This is a genomic window from Pandoraea sp. B-6, assembly GCF_000282835.1.
In the GTDB taxonomy this organism is placed as follows: Bacteria; Pseudomonadota; Gammaproteobacteria; order Burkholderiales; family Burkholderiaceae; genus Pandoraea; species Pandoraea cepalis.
In genome coordinates this window covers 1-13039 of record NZ_KB290505.1, presented here as the reverse complement: position 1 = coordinate 13039, position 13039 = coordinate 1, and the positions used below count along the sequence as shown (strand labels likewise).

The window sequence follows — 13039 nt, the reverse complement described above, 5'->3', positions numbered from 1 at the left end:
AGACGGCCAGACATCGGGCCGTCATTCGTTGACTTGCCGGGCGAATGTCAGTGACGCTCACCCGTCGACGACCGCGCAAGCCATCGTCTCGAATCAGGCGCCAGGTTACACCGTCGCACCGAACGGAACACTCGCGATCACATGCGGCGCACCTGACGGCGGCGGCACCGTGATCGTTCCGCCCCCGTTGCCACGCGACCTGCCTGAACTCAGATAGTCCGCGATGGAATCCTGCGTGACCTCGCCGAGGTACTGGTTGTCGTCGCCCAGCACCGGCAACGACGCCAGATTGTGCTCATACATGCGCGAGAGCAGCACCCGGAGGTTGTCGCCCGCCACCGCCGACGCCTTGAATTCGCGCACCCGCTCACCGCACGCCCCGAGCGCATGACGCGTGTCGCGACGCGCAACGTAACCCAACGCGCGCGCATTCTCGTCAACGACAACCAACGAGCGCGTGTCGAGTTCGTCCATCATGCCGTAGGCCTCGGCCAGCGTTGTCTGCGGCTTGACGGTCGGCTGCGGCGTGGCCGCGTCTTCTGCGCGCACCAGCAACAGGCGCTTGAGAATTCGGTCATGTCCCACGAAGCTCGCCACGAACTCGTCGACCGGACGCGCCAGCAACGCATCGGGTTGCGCGCACTGCACCAGACGCCCCTGGCGGAAGATCGCGATGCGGTCCGCCAGCTTGATCGCTTCGTCGATATCGTGGCTGACCATGATGACGGTCTTGCCCAGTTGACGCTGCATCTGCAGGAACTCGTTCTGAATCGATTCGCGGTTGATCGGATCGACCGCACCGAACGGTTCGTCCATCAGCAACACGGGCGGATCGGCGGCCAGCGCGCGAATCACGCCGATACGCTGCTGCTGACCGCCCGACAGCTCGCGCGGGTAACGCGACAAATAGCGCTTCGGATCGAGCGCCACCATCGCCATCAGCTCGGTTGCGCGGGCACGGCAACGTGTCTTGTCCCAGCCGAGCAAACGCGGCACGACGGTGATGTTCTCCTCGATGGTCATATTGGGGAACAGGCCGATCTGCTGGATCACATAGCCGATGTGGCGACGCAGTTCGATTTCGTTGATGTTGCCGGTGTCTTCGCCGTTGAGCAGAACGCGCCCGGACGTCGGCTTGATGAGCCGGTTGATCATCTTGAGCGTGGTCGTCTTGCCGCAGCCCGACGGGCCGAGGAAGACGCAGATCTCGCCCGGCGGCACGTCAAGGCTGACCGAATTCACGGCGGTCATGGGCGTGCCGTCCTTCTGGACGAAGTGCTTGGTGAGATTGTCGAGTGTAATCATACGGTTCGGATTCCTTTGGGGGTCAGCACGCGCTGCAGGCGGTGCAACAGGGTGTCGGCGACGATGGCGAGCAGGCTCACCATGACCGCACCCGCGACAAGCTGCCGGGTATCGCTCTGACTGATTCCCTGGGTGATCAACACCCCGAGACCGCCGGCCCCGACGATGGCGCCAATGGCCATCACGCCGATATTCATGACGACGGCCGTGCGCACGCCGCCCAGCACGACCGGCACGGCGAGCGGCAATTCAACCAGGCGCAGGCGCTGCCAGAAGGTCATGCCGATGCCGATGCCCGCTTCGCGAATGCTCGGGTCGATCTGCTGCAACGCGAGGCTCGTGTTGCGCATGATCGGCAGCAGCGAATACAGGAACACGGCGGCAACGGCCGGCGCTGGCCCGATCCCCATGCCATAGACCGACAGCACCGGAATCATCAGGCCGAACAGCGCGATCGACGGAATGGTGAGCACGACGGTAGCCAGGCCAAGCACGGCGCCCGACAGCCAGCGAAAACGCGTGACCAGCACACCCAGAGGTACGCCAACCACAATGGCCGCCCCTACCGACGCGGCCACCAGCCACGCATGCTGACCGGTGAGAATCAGAATACGGTGCCAGTTATAGGTGAGAAATTCAATCATGGGACTCCTCGGTCAGTCACTTTCAGGGCAAGCAACGGGCGATCGCCGTCACTGCACCAGTCCTTCCTGCTTGAGGAAGTCACTCGCCACACGCGAAACGGCACGATGATCGATGTCGACCATCGCATTCATGTCGCGCATGTTCTCGTTGTTGATCTTCGCGGACAGCGCGTTGAGTTCGTCGGCGAGGTCGGGATGGGCGTCGAGCACCGCCTGACGCACCACGGGCGTGGCCGCATACGCCGGGAAGAAGCCCTTGTCGTCGGCCAGCACCTTCAGATCGAACCCCTTGTTGCGTCCGTCGCTCGTGTAGACGAGGCCGGCGTCGATCTGCGCGTTCTTGAGCGCCGTATAAACGAGGCCCGGATCCATCTGCTTGATGTTGCGTCGCGCGAGATGAAAGTCGTAGAGCTTCTCCATCGGTACAAGCCCGTCCGAGCGGCCGACAAACTCAAAATCGAAGGCGAACTGCATCTTCGGATTGGCTCGGAATCGGTCCACGAGTTGCGACACCGTCTCGATGCCCGCTTCGCGCGCGATATTGCCGGGCATGGCAAACGCATACGTATTGTTGAGCGCCGACGGGTTGAGCCAGACGAGGCCGATCTTGTCGTCGAGTTCCTTCACGCGCGCATAGGTCTGCTGCGGATCGAGCTTCTCGGTGACCTTGTTGTAGACGATCAGTGAGGTACCGGTGTACTCCCAGACGATGTCGAGCTGATCGCTCTCCATGCCCTGACGCATGACGACACTGCCCAGACCATTCTTGAGTTCGACGTCGTACCCCAGGCTGCGCAGATACTGGGTCGTCATTTCCGAGAGGATCAACTGCTCGGTGAAGTTCTTGCCGCCGACCGTGAGGGTCTCGGCATGCGCGGTGCCGCTCGCGGCGCCCGCGACGATCACGCCAAGCGCCAGACAGGCCGCACCGAGGCGTTTTAACCAGCGCGGCGCCATGCCCTTGCGCGGACGAGAAAATGAAACTTGCATAAGTAGGGGTCTCCTTTGCCTTAGCGGGCAGGGGCGCCGTGGCGCGCGAACCAGAGGCCGCTGGCGAAGGCGACGATGCCGTCGAGCACGAGCGCAAGCACTGCGGTCCCGCCGGCGCCGAGCAGCAGCTTCGTCGGGTCGTTCAGATAGATGCCGGGGAAGATCAGCTGTCCCAGACTGTCCGCGCCGATCAGGAACGCGAGCGGCGCGGTGCCGACGTTGATCGCAAGCGCGGTGCGAATGCCGCCGACAATGACCGGCATAGCGTTGGGCAGATCGACGCGGAACAGCACTTGCGCGGGCGTCATGCCCATACCGCGCGCCGATTCCCGCAATGCGGGCGGCACCTGCCGCAGGCCCTCGTACGCATTTCTCACGATGGGAAGCAGCGATGCGAGCCAAAGCGCGAGAATGGCGGGCCGATCGCCGATACCCAGCACGGCCATCGACAACGCCAGCACGGCGAGCGACGGCAGCGTGTTGCCGATATTGAAGATCTGCACCGCGCGCTCGGCGTGCTTCTCGAACGTCGGGCGCGAGATCAGCATGCCCGCGGGCACGCCGACCACGATTGCCATCGTCATCGAGATCGCTACGAGTTTGAGGTGCTGCTGGGTGTAATAGACCAGGTCGCCCCGGTATTTGACGAGCGCATCGACGCCCAGCCAATACAGCAGACCGGTGACTGCGACGGCAACGCCGAGCAGTCCGAAGCCTGCCAAATAGAAAATGCGGTACTGCTTCGCCACGTTCATGCTCCCTTTGAATGGGTTGGCAGCGCTGGCGCAGGGCAATAGCAATCGCCCCGCGTGACAACGCGGTCAAACAAGCATGACAACTGTTAGCTGCCTTGCGAATTGTGAAGTGTTCGCTCCGAGGGTCTGTGGAAGACGACGGTGACGAACCAGGCGTCGCGAAATGCGACATGAGAGACAAGCTTTCGACGCCATGAGCGCCTGGGCCTCTCGGTGCACGCTTATTGAAAACGCGCGAATGTTCTACGGCACAAACTCATTGCGTGATGGAACGGAATGTCGGCGCAACGAGGAACACCGACAACCCTCTGACTTCTGCTTCTATGGGCCAATCGCGGCGATTGGCTTTTTTTATTCTAGTACAGATAGTGCGTCGCTGCCAAGCCGCCGCCCACCTTACGAGTGAAATCCCATGCATTTCTGTGCAACATCCGCTCTTATCGCGCACAATGCGTCGGATTACAAATCAATTGCACGCGCTTCAATTCACCGTCATCACTGGCGTTGCGGGAATTCCCCCGCGCGCGCTCCGAATTTCGTCGACGCCAAGTTCCGCACAGCGGATCAGCGTGCCGCGCCGATTTATTTTCCGCGACGACGGTATCGCGCTTTCGCGCGCCCGAAAACGTTGCGCAGGCGGTCCGAAATCCGCGCCTCGGCGAGGGTCGAACGGGAATGCAACGCGCGCCATTCGAAACGGATGCCAACCCGAAGAAACTCGTGTATTCTCCGACGTTTATCTTAGTTTTCAACTATTTAGCGAAGAATCGGGGAAACGGGACTGTCACGTGAGGCAACGATCTTGCGGCCAGTCTCGGGCGCGATGGTTGAACGGCAAAAGGGCGATCGTGCGCGAAGCACGAGGTCGTTGATTGGCGAATAAGAACTATGAAAACTACCATCAGCCGTACCGAACCCGGCAATCGTGTCGCCGCAACCACTATCCTGGTCGCGTGCGCCGCACTCACGCTCGCCGGATTTTTCGCGCGCGCCATCCAGGGCGAGGTCAACCCCTTACTGACGTTCTTCCTCGTCTCGGCCGGCGGCATTCTTAACCTGTCGACCGCGTGTCTGCTCGGCGTGCAGTACCTCTACAACGGCAAGCGATATTTCGCGCAATTCGGATGCGCCTTCCTGCTGCGCGGACTCTTCATGTTTACCGAGGGGGTGTTGCTCGCGAACCAGCTCGCCGGCATTGCAACGCATGTCACGCACGCGCCCTTCTGGCTTTGGTTCATGGCCGAAGCGAGCTTCGCAGCGTACGTGATGCTGAGCGTGCACAGTTATACACGCACGCGCAGCGATCCGCACATCCGTCCCGGCTATAAGGAAGCCGCGTGGTATGGCGCCACCGTGCTCGTCATCTGGGCGACGGTGTCACTGGCGCTGATCGGCACCGGCCGCCCGCTCATCGTGGCGCCTCCGGTCGGTGGCATCGGCGTCGAGACGCTCGCCCTATACGGGCTTTTCGTCGCTTATGTCGCGCTATGGTGGCGTGTCGCGGCCGTCACGCGCCTGTCTCACAAGCTGTTTCTGCTCGTGTGGGTGGTCGTCACCATCTCGCTGTGCCAGTTGCTGCTTTCGCTCACAGCGCCCAACGACGCGTCGTATCAATGGTATGCCGCACGCCTGCTGGCGTTGGCATCGCCCGGTGTGGCAACGCTTGCCCTGGTCTGGGAAATCACGCGCCAGTATCAGTCGCTCGCGCTCACGAACACGGACCTGGTCGAGAAGGTCTTCGTCGATCCGCTCACGCACATCTACAATCGCCGCTATTTCGACAATCGCATCCGCCTCGTTGCCGACCGGGTTCAGCAACGTGCGATACCCCTGTCGTTGCTGCTGATCGACATCGACTTCTTCAAACAGGTCAACGACCGCTACGGGCATCCGTTCGGCGACACCGTGCTGCAACGTATCGCCAGCACGATCCAGCACTGCATTCGGCTGCCGAGCGATTTCGCGGTGCGCCTGGGCGGCGAGGAGTTTGCGGTGGTGTTGCCGGAAATAGATCAACAGGCCGCCCTGCGCGTGGCCGACCGTATTCGCGAATCGGTCAAGCGCGCGAGCACCGAGCTACTTCCCGAGAAGGCGCGCGACAGAGGCGAGGCCATCACGATCAGCGTGGGCATTGCAACGTGGCAACCCGGCGAGCCGCTCGTCATCAGCGCGATGCTCGAGCGTGCCGACAGGGCGCTCTATCAAGCCAAGCACAAGGGACGCGATCAAAGCGTGCTGGGGCAGTTGGCGGCCTGATGCCACGCCCGACTCAACGAAGCGGACGGAACGGCGGCCCCTTGAGTTCGACGGTATTGCCGTCTGGATCGTCGACGTAGCACGACGGCCCTTCGCCGTGCGCCCCATAGCGCGGCACGACCTCACCGAGCGTCACCCCATGCGAGGCCAGTTCCTGACGGATGGCCACCGCGTCGAACGGTTCGACCCGCAGACAGAAGTGATCGAGATTGCGCCCCTCGGGGCCGGGTGCCGCCCCGCCCCGGCGGCCGATTTCGCCGGCGACGTCGACCAGATCGATCAACGCGTCGCCCGCACGAAGTTGCACCAGCCCAATGTCGGCCTGCACCTTCTCCAGCGTGCAGCCCAGGACGTCGATATAGAAGTGCTGGAGCCGCTCGACGTCGTTGGTGCGCAGCACCACGTGATCGAGCGCAACGAACGGAATCCTCATCAGGCACTCAGCGCATAGCGCCGCCGCTTCTCGACCTTGGTCTCATGCGTCATCTCGTTGCGGCCATCCTCGAACACCGTCTCCAACCGCACCGTGAAGCCCCAGAGGCGCGCCACGTGCTTGAGCACCTCTTCGAAGCTATCGTCGAGCGGCTTGCGTTCGCTCTGCACATGGCGCAGCGTGAGCGATCGATCGCCATGCAGATCGACGTGCGAGACCTGGATGTTCGGCTCCAACTGGCTGAGGTTGTATTGCTGCGCGAGCATCTCGCGAATTTCACGATAGCCGGCGTCGTTATGAATGGCCGTCACGCGCAGGCGGCTGTCGCGGTCGTCGTCGAGCACGGAGAACAGCTTGAGATCGCGAATGACCTTGGGCGACAGGAACTGCTGGATGAAGCTCTCGTCCTTGAAGTTGCGCATGGCGAAGTCGAGCGTCGTCAACCAGTCGGTGCCGGCGATGTCCGGCGCCCATTGGCGATCTTCCTCGGTCGGCGCTTCGCACATGCGGCGAATGTCCTGAAACATCGCAAAGCCCAGCGCATACGGATTCAGACCGCTGTAGTACGGGCTATCGAAGGACGGCTGGTACACCACGTTCGTGTGCGCATGCAGGAACTCCATCATGAACGCGTCGTTGACGAGCTTCTCCTGGTAGAGCTGCTGCAGAATCGTGTAGTGCCAGAACGTTGCCCAGCCCTCGTTCATCACCTTGGTCTGACGCTGCGGATAGAAGTACTGCGCGAGCTTGCGCACGATGCGCACGATCTCGCGCTGCCAGGGGGCCAGCTTGGGGGCGTTCTTCTCGAAGAAATACAGCAGGTTTTCCTGCGGCTCCCCCGGGAACGGTGCCTCTTCGGACTCGGTGGGATCGAGCCCGTCGTCCTCGTCGTCATCGTGCAGGGGGTGATGAGGCAACGTGCGCCACAGATCGTTGATCTGCATTTGCAGATAGTTCTCGCGCTCTTTCTGGCGCGCCTGTTCCTGCGCCAGCGACAGGCGTTTTGGTCGCTTGTAGCGGTCGACGCCATAGTTCATGAGCGCATGGCAGGAGTCGAGCAGCAGTTCGACCGATTGTTCGCCGTAGCGCTGCTCGCACTCGGTGATGTAGTTGCGCGCAAACAGCAGGTAGTCGACGATGGCGTCGGCGCTCGTCCAGGTGCGGAACAGATAATTGCCCTTGAAGAACGAGTTATGACCGTAGCTGGCGTGCGCGATGGTTAGCGCCTGCATGGTCATGCTGTTCTCCTCCATCAGATACGCGATGCAGGGGTTCGAATTGATGACGATCTCATACGCCAACCCCATCTGTCCGCGCTTGTAGCCGCGCTCGGACGACAGGAAGTGCTTGCCGTACGACCAGTGGTGATAGCCGATGGGCAGCCCCACGGTCGCATAGGCGTCGAGCATTTGCTCGGCGGTGATGATCTCGATCTGGTTGGGATACGTGTCGAGTCTGAAGTTCGCCGCGATGCGCGCGATCTCATGCTCGTAGCGCTGAATCAGCTCGAACGTCCATTCCGATCCGGTGGATATATACGCCATGATGCGTCCTCGTTGCGGGGCCGACGCCGGGCGGTTTTCAGGCCGCCTTCTTCTTGAACAGGTCGTGCAGCACCGGATAGATCTCGGCCGCCTCCATGATGCGCTGCATCGCGAAATTCGGATGCCGCTGCTTGACCGACAAGTATTCGTTCCACAGGTTCTGCGGCTCGGCGCTGGCCACCTCCACGTACGCGAAGTACTGCACGGCAGGCATGATCGACTGCATCAGAATATCGCGGCAGATGGGCGAATCGCCGTCCCAGTTATCGCCGTCGGACACCTGCGCCCCGTAGATATTCCAATCGCTCGGCGAATAACGATCCGCGATGATTTCCGTCATCAGCTTGAGTGCGCTGGAGACGACGGTCCCTCCGGACTCGCGGGCATAGAAGAAGTCGTCTTCGTTGACTTCCTTCGCCGTCGTGTGGTGCCGGATGAGCACCAGATCGATGCGCTCGTAGTTATGCCGCAGGAACAGATAGAGCAGCATGAAGAAGCGCTTGGCCAACTCCTTGCGGCTCTGGTCCATCGACCCGGAGACATCCATCAGGCAGAACATGACAGCCTGCGCCTGCGGCCGAGGCTGCATGATCCGATTCGAATAACGCAGGTCGAGCTTCTCGATGTACGGAATGGCTTCGATGCGCGTGCGAAGTCGCGACATCTCCGGCAACATCGCCAGCGCGCGCGGCGACGTGTCGCCCTCACGCGAGACAATGTCCGCGTACGCGGCCTCCAGCTCACGCAACTGCTTGCGGTACGGCGCCGTGAGCGCGATGCGGCGACCCAGCGAGCTGCGCATCGTACGAATGACGTTGAGGTTCGACGGCGTGCCGTCGACGGAATAGCCCGCGCGAACCTTGCGGAATTCCGGAATCTGCGCGAGCCGGCGTTTCGCGAGGTCCGGCAGGGCCATGTCCTCGAAGAAGAATTTCAGGAACTCCTCGCGCGAGAGGTTGAAGACGAAATCGTCCTCGCCCTCTCCCGAGTCGCTGGCGCGGCTGCCGCCGCCCCCCGCGCCCGACGGCGGACGCTCGAAATTGTCGCCCACCACGAACTCGCGATTGCCGGGATGAATCATCTCCCGCCGCCCGCCGGGTCCATGGTGGAACAACGGCTCCGAAATGTCCTTGACCGGGATCGAGACCTGTCCGCTGCCATCGATATCGGTAATCTTGCGCCCAGCCACCGCCTTCGCTACCGCGCGTCGAATCTGATCGCGATAGCGCTTGATGAAGCGCTGTTGGTTGATGGCGCTTTTGTTCTTGCCGTTTTGCCGTCTGTCGATGATTGCTGACATAGTGGCCCCGATTGCTTACGAGGATTTGCGCACGCGCAGATACCATTCCACGAGCAGGCGGACCTGCTTCGGGGTATAGCCTTTTTCCACCATACGGTTGACGAAGTTGGCGTGTTTTTCCTGATCCTCCTTGGACGACTTCGCGTTGAACGAGATCACCGGCAGCAAGTCCTCGGTGGTCGAGAACATGCGCTTTTCGATGACCGCGCGCAGCTTCTCGTAACTCGTCCAGAGCGGATTCTTGCCCGCGTTGTTGGCACGCGCGCGCAGGACGAAGTTGACGATCTCGTTGCGGAAGTCTTTCGGATTCGTGATCCCAGCCGGCTTCTCGACCTTCTCCAGTTCGTCGTTGAGCGCGGTGCGATCGAGGATCTCGCCGGTGTTCGGATCGCGATATTCCTGATCCTGAATCCAGAGATCCGCAAAGTTCACATAGCGATCGAAAATGTTCTGACCGTACTCCGAATACGACTCCAGGTACGCCGTCTGAATCTCCTTGCCGATGAACTCCACGAACGGTGCCGTCAGATACTCCTTGATGTAGGCGAGATACCGCTTCTCGACTTCTCCCGGGTACTGTTCGCGCTCGATTTGCTGCTCAAGCACATACAGCATGTGCACCGGGTTGGCGGCCACTTCCGTGTTGTCGAAGTTGAAGACCTTGGAGAGCACCTTGAAGGCGAAGCGCGTGGACATCCCCGTCATCCCCTCGTCCACCCCGGCGTAGTCGCGATACTCCTGGTACGACTTGGCCTTCGGGTCGATGTCCTTGAGGTTCTCACCGTCGTAGACTCGGACCTTGGAGAAGATGTTGGAGTTTTCGGGCTCTTTCAGACGCGTGAGCACCGCGAACTGGGCGAGCATCTTGAGCACATTCGGCGCGCGTGGTGCGTTGGAGAGCGAGCTGTTCTTGACGAGCTTCTCGTAGATCTTCACCTCGTCGGTCACCCGCAGGCAGTAAGGCACCTTCACGATGTAGATCCGGTCGAGGAAAGCCTCATTGTTGCGGTTGCCCTTGAAGCTTTGCCACTCGGCCTCGTTCGAGTGCGCCAGCACGATACCGTCGAACGGAATCGCACCGAAACCTTCCGTGCCCTTGTAGTTGCCCTCCTGCGTGGCGGTCAGCAGCGGGTGGAGCACCTTGATCGGCGCCTTGAACATTTCCACGAACTCGAGCAGGCCGCGGTTGGCCAGGCACAAGCCCCCCGAATACGAGTAGGCATCCGGGTCGTCCTGCGGAAATTCCTCGAGCTTGCGGATGTCGACCTTGCCGACCAGCGACGAAATGTCCTGGTTGTTTTCATCGCCCGGTTCGGTCTTGGCAATGGCGATCTGTTGCAGCACCGACGGGCGCACCTTGACCACACGGAACTTGGTGATGTCGCCGTTGAATTCGTTCATGCGCTTGGTGGCCCACGGCGACGGGATCGTATTGAGATACCGCAGCGGTATGCCGAAGTCCTCCTCCAGAATCTTGCCGTCTTCGTCGGGCGAGAACAGGCCCAGGGGCGATTCGTGCACCGGCGATCCCTTCAGGCAATAGATGGGCACGTCTTCCATCAACGCCTTGAGCTTCTCTGCCAGCGACGACTTGCCGCCGCCCGGGGGGCCCAGCAGGTACAGGATCTGTTTGCGCTCTTCGAGCCCTTGCGCGGCGTGTTTGAAGAACGACACGATCTGCTCGATCGTGTCTTCCATGCCGTAGAAGTCACGGAAGGCGGGATAGATCTTGATGATCTTGTTCGAGAACAACCGCGAAAGGCGCGGGTCGTGGTGCGTGTCGATGAGCTCAGGCTCACCGATGGCGCGCAGCATCCGCTCGGAAGCCGATGCGTAAGCCGTCGCGTCCTTCTTACAGATTTCCAGATACTCCTGGATGCTGTATTCCTCTTCCTTCCGTGCTTCGAAACGTGTCGTGTAGTGGCTGAAAATATCCATATGCCTCACCCCCGCCTCATCGGAAAACATCGCGACGCGATGTCCGCTCTGTTGCCTAAGACCTGGATGACTGCGCAAAGGTTTCGACCTGGCTCACTGCATGCCGGAGCGACTGTCGCGAAACCTTTCGCACGGTCCCCTCCCTCACATGAACGACTCAAAATAGGTTTAGGTTGACTTTAAACTTGTCGCTGAAAATTGCAACCGTTACCTCATCATATGCACAAAACAAAAAAACTGTCGCTAGATATTTTCCGCAGCGCTAAGCATCGTCTATCCGCCATATTCCACGCGGGTTTGCGCCTCATCTACGCATTGCGCACGTCAGCGGATCCGCCTCACAAACCGCGCGATTTTTCGGCAAATTTCCCACGCATTGCGCACTCGGGTTTATCTGCATTCGACCGTGTTTGAATTCGTCGGCGTTTACTAAGGAATGCTATCTATCCGATAGATTTTTCCACGCACATTCAGCGCGCCGTGCGCACGCGTTTGCAGAAAAAAGTGGGCGGCCCGACGACGTCGACGAACGCGAAGACGTGGGCGCGTGATGGAGTGCTTTCCTGTCGAGGCGACGCGACTGCGCGAAGTCGCGAAGGTCGTGCGATCGTCATGCTGCGAAGCATGGTGTCGCGAGCGGAAAGTCGACGACGGCCGGATGTCTGAACGAGCGAACCTCCTGGGCGATTTCGGCATGCCTGCGGCGCTTGCCCTACCGTCGGTCGGAAAGTTCCGACCCAGGCCGTTGCACCCCACCATGCCACCGTCTCATCAATGCCTTGCAAATTGCCGATCCCTGGAATGAAGCGAACAGCGTGCCAGTGACCCGAGCTTGAACCCATGTTACGCCGGTTCGCCCGACTCTGCTGCGCCGATATGTAACGTGCTGTGTCCCGGCACGCCTCGCAGACCGCTCGAGCCCAAGGGCCCCGACGATCCATGAGCACAGCGACACGCATCGATTCGTGCCATAATGCAACCTTGTTGCATTTATTACACAGTTGCAAACTGTGTCTGAGCGTCGCCGCGCCGACGCCTAATCCATCCACGCGTCGTCCATGATTCGTTTTTCCGTTTGGCTCTACCGCCTGGCTGGCTGGGAACGCACCGTCCTGTCGTTGCTGGTGCTCCTGCCGCTTTGGGCACTCGTGTACTGGGCTCTGCAGGGGGTCGCCCCGTGATCGGCTGCCAGGATCTCTCGGTTCACTTCGGGCCGAACGTGGCGCTCGATCGCGTCAGCGCAACCTTTGCGCCCGGCGTGCTCTGCGCGGTCGTCGGCCCCAATGGCGGCGGCAAGACCACACTGCTGCGCGCACTCGCGGGCCTTCAAAAGCCCTCGACGGGCAAGATCGTCTGCGACGGGCCGGTCGCCTACCTGTCGCAACGGCCCGAGACTGACCACCGATTCCCCATGTGCGTCGAAGAGTACGTGCTGACCGGCACATGGCGGCGCACGGGCGACGCACGACGTCTCGGGCGCGACGAAGTCGAGCGCGCTCACGAGGCCCTTGCACGCGTCGGTCTTGCCGACAAACGGACGCAAGCGCTGGAGGCCTTGTCCGGCGGGCAATGGCAGCGCGCCCGCTTCGCGCGGCTGATAGTGGAAGACGCCCCGATCGTTTTATTGGATGAACCCCTTACCGGCATCGACTTGCCTTCGGCGGAACTGTTGCTCACCTTGCTGGATCAATGGCGCAGCGAGGGACGCACGGTGGTGGCGGTGCTCCATGATCTGCCGCTCGTGCGCGAGCGCTTCGCGCACGTCGCCGTGATGGCCGGTCGGCTGGTGTCGACGGGCACGCCGGCCGAGTGTCTGCACGGCGGGCTGCCGTCTGCCGACAGTGCGGCTGGCGGCGCGCATGCGGGCTTGTCCG

Annotated in this window: 11 protein-coding genes; 3 read left to right on the top strand and 8 right to left on the bottom strand. The window is 61.3% G+C overall.

The window, feature by feature from the left end; all coding sequences use genetic code 11:
- Nucleotides 1-105: 105 nt before the first annotated feature.
- From A985_RS0108010 to A985_RS0107995, 4 genes are read right to left on the bottom strand one after another with little or no spacing between them, the layout of a single operon-like run.
- The gene (locus A985_RS0108010; protein ID WP_017232885.1) at nt 106-1305 is read right to left on the bottom strand and encodes a betaine/proline/choline family ABC transporter ATP-binding protein; all 1200 of its coding nucleotides are present in this window, start codon (nt 1303-1305) and stop codon (nt 106-108) included.
- A complete protein-coding gene (locus tag A985_RS0108005; RefSeq protein ID WP_017232884.1) occupies nt 1302-1949 on the bottom strand; it encodes an ABC transporter permease in 648 nt (215 codons plus the stop codon). Before A985_RS0108005 ends, A985_RS0108010 begins: the two co-directional genes overlap by 4 nt.
- A 48-nt stretch (nt 1950-1997) precedes the next feature.
- Complete coding sequence (locus A985_RS0108000) at nt 1998-2939, bottom strand: glycine betaine ABC transporter substrate-binding protein (protein ID WP_017232883.1); 942 nt, start codon at nt 2937-2939, stop codon at nt 1998-2000.
- A 20-nt stretch (nt 2940-2959) separates the two neighbouring features.
- Entirely contained in the window at nt 2960-3694 is a 735-nt protein-coding gene (locus A985_RS0107995) for an ABC transporter permease (RefSeq protein WP_017232882.1), read from the bottom strand.
- An 888-nt stretch (nt 3695-4582) separates the two neighbouring features.
- Between A985_RS0107995 and A985_RS0107990 the strand changes: the two genes are divergently transcribed.
- Nucleotides 4583-5950 (top strand): diguanylate cyclase, encoded by a 1368-nt coding sequence (locus A985_RS0107990; protein WP_017232881.1) that lies wholly within the window; start codon nt 4583-4585, stop codon nt 5948-5950.
- A gap of 13 nt (nt 5951-5963) precedes the next feature.
- Here A985_RS0107990 and A985_RS0107985 read toward each other — a convergent pair whose 3' ends face one another.
- The 4 genes from A985_RS0107985 to A985_RS0107970 are packed head-to-tail and all read right to left on the bottom strand — an operon-like array spanning nt 5964 to nt 11165.
- Entirely contained in the window at nt 5964-6383 is a 420-nt protein-coding gene (locus A985_RS0107985) for a VOC family protein (protein ID WP_017232880.1), read from the bottom strand.
- Nucleotides 6383-7927 (bottom strand): SpoVR family protein, encoded by a 1545-nt coding sequence (locus A985_RS0107980; RefSeq protein ID WP_017232879.1) that lies wholly within the window; start codon nt 7925-7927, stop codon nt 6383-6385. The genes A985_RS0107985 and A985_RS0107980 overlap by 1 nt, the downstream gene beginning before the upstream one ends.
- 37 nt (nt 7928-7964) lie before the next feature.
- Nucleotides 7965-9227 carry a YeaH/YhbH family protein gene (locus A985_RS0107975; RefSeq protein WP_017232878.1) on the bottom strand — a complete coding sequence of 421 codons (1263 nt, stop codon included), beginning with the start codon at nt 9225-9227 and terminating at the stop codon, nt 7965-7967.
- A 15-nt stretch (nt 9228-9242) separates the two neighbouring features.
- Nucleotides 9243-11165 carry a PrkA family serine protein kinase gene (locus tag A985_RS0107970; protein ID WP_017232877.1) on the bottom strand — a complete coding sequence of 641 codons (1923 nt, stop codon included), beginning with the start codon at nt 11163-11165 and terminating at the stop codon, nt 9243-9245.
- A 1058-nt stretch (nt 11166-12223) separates the two neighbouring features.
- Between A985_RS0107970 and A985_RS29655 the strand changes: the two genes are divergently transcribed.
- Both A985_RS29655 and A985_RS24650 read left to right on the top strand, forming a co-directional pair.
- Nucleotides 12224-12346, top strand: a complete 123-nt coding sequence (locus tag A985_RS29655) for a hypothetical protein (RefSeq protein ID WP_017232876.1) — start codon at nt 12224-12226, stop codon at nt 12344-12346.
- Nucleotides 12343-13039: metal ABC transporter ATP-binding protein (locus A985_RS24650; RefSeq protein ID WP_017232875.1), on the top strand; the 697-nt coding region annotated here is incomplete at its 3' end. The genes A985_RS29655 and A985_RS24650, both read left to right, overlap by 4 nt.

Excerpts from the sequence above, each read along its gene's own strand:
- A985_RS0108010 (WP_017232885.1), bottom strand. The coding sequence starts at position 1,305 with ATGATTACACTCGACAATCTCACCAAGCACTTCGTCCAGAAGGACGGC.
- A985_RS0108005 (WP_017232884.1), bottom strand. The coding sequence starts at position 1,949 with ATGATTGAATTTCTCACCTATAACTGGCACCGTATTCTGATTCTCACC.
- A985_RS0108000 (WP_017232883.1), bottom strand. The coding sequence starts at position 2,939 with ATGCAAGTTTCATTTTCTCGTCCGCGCAAGGGCATGGCGCCGCGCTGG.
- A985_RS0107995 (WP_017232882.1), bottom strand. The coding sequence starts at position 3,694 with ATGAACGTGGCGAAGCAGTACCGCATTTTCTATTTGGCAGGCTTCGGA.
- A985_RS0107990 (WP_017232881.1), top strand. The coding sequence starts at position 4,583 with ATGAAAACTACCATCAGCCGTACCGAACCCGGCAATCGTGTCGCCGCA.
- A985_RS0107985 (WP_017232880.1), bottom strand. The coding sequence starts at position 6,383 with ATGAGGATTCCGTTCGTTGCGCTCGATCACGTGGTGCTGCGCACCAAC.
- A985_RS0107980 (WP_017232879.1), bottom strand. The coding sequence starts at position 7,927 with ATGGCGTATATATCCACCGGATCGGAATGGACGTTCGAGCTGATTCAG.
- A985_RS0107975 (WP_017232878.1), bottom strand. The coding sequence starts at position 9,227 with ATGTCAGCAATCATCGACAGACGGCAAAACGGCAAGAACAAAAGCGCC.
- A985_RS0107970 (WP_017232877.1), bottom strand. The coding sequence starts at position 11,165 with ATGGATATTTTCAGCCACTACACGACACGTTTCGAAGCACGGAAGGAA.
- A985_RS29655 (WP_017232876.1), top strand. The coding sequence starts at position 12,224 with ATGATTCGTTTTTCCGTTTGGCTCTACCGCCTGGCTGGCTGGGAACGC.